The sequence below is a fragment of the Bacillus sp. 05T31 genome, from assembly GCF_056396725.1.
The window spans coordinates 1-1061 of record NZ_JBFTMA010001035.1; the positions used below are offsets into that span (position 1 = coordinate 1).

The 1061-nt window shown below is 37.2% G+C and carries 2 protein-coding genes and 1 pseudogene; 1 reads left to right on the forward strand and 2 read right to left on the reverse strand.

Translation table 11 applies throughout. The annotated features are described in order from the left end of the window. A pseudogene (locus AC1DJR_RS31075) lies at positions 1-142 on the forward strand (EamA family transporter); the annotation flags it as partial. On the opposite strand, the gene AC1DJR_RS31080 reads toward AC1DJR_RS31075, so the two are convergent. Then, positions 139-675 (reverse strand): hypothetical protein, encoded by a 537-nt coding sequence (locus AC1DJR_RS31080; protein ID WP_429692014.1) that lies wholly within the window; start codon positions 673-675, stop codon positions 139-141. The pseudogene AC1DJR_RS31075 and the gene AC1DJR_RS31080 overlap by 4 nt on opposite strands. A gap of 20 nt (positions 676-695) precedes the next feature. Further along, positions 696-1061: pentapeptide repeat-containing protein (locus AC1DJR_RS31085; protein ID WP_477004373.1), on the reverse strand; the 366-nt coding region annotated here is incomplete at its 5' end.

Genomic DNA, 1061 nt, shown 5'->3' on the forward strand with positions numbered 1-1061 from the left:
CTTCCAACCTATCGTTGGATCGATACTTGGCTGGTTGTTATTAAATGAAACATTAAGCAGCAACTTTTTTATTGGTGGTATTCTCATTATATGCAGCGTTTTAATTACTACATTTGAAAAGAAAAAACAGGCAGAGAGTTAATCTCTGCCTGTTCGTATAATTGGGTCTTGATCGTGAAAACCAATGCAAATTGGTATATTACTTTGTACCTCACTACATACACTCATAAAACCACGTACCGTTCTAGCAATTAAATACAAAGTTATACCAATTGCTTTTTCATTTGTATCAAAGCCATTTTCAGTATACATATCTGCTAATTCTATAGACTTCGGTCCCTCAATATCATATGTCCATTCAGAAGCCCAATCATCATCCTCTTCTTCCAGCGAAAAATACTCTTCACAAATATAAAAATGACTATCCCATTCGTTATCAAGGTCATACTCAAAATAAATCGCCTTTGCTTCTTCACTTTCAGCAATTTCTAACGCTTCTTTCAAACCTATCCTCATACTTTCCTTGTATGAATCTAATGGAATCAATTTAATCCGCTCGGCATGCGCACTTGATACTAACGTACTACAAATATCATAATACTTCCCTTCTATTTGCTCTACTGCTAACGAAAAGACATCCTCTTGCATCTCTTCTAAATACTGAAATATATCCAAACTAAATCACCCCATACTCTTTACGCACTCCAATGCGATGGACGAGACAACAATTTCGGCAATTTCGTATGTTTATCCCCTTTCGCCGCATTAATTTGAACTTGCGTAAGAAAAATACTATTTGTAAAATCTGCTCCGCGAATATCTGCATCCCGCAAGTCTGCTCCGATAAGGTCTGCTCCTCGTAAGTCTGCACCATTTAAGTTAGCCGCAATTAAATAAGCTCCTCTTAAATTCGCTCCCTGTAAATTTTTCTTTTTCAGATTTGCTCCCATAAGGTCTGCTCCGCGGTGAATGATTCGTTTCTTACGCGCAGCATTCATTTCCTTCCAAACTAGCTCACTCGTTTCTAAAAGTAAAATATTCACTTCTGCACGGTGTAATGG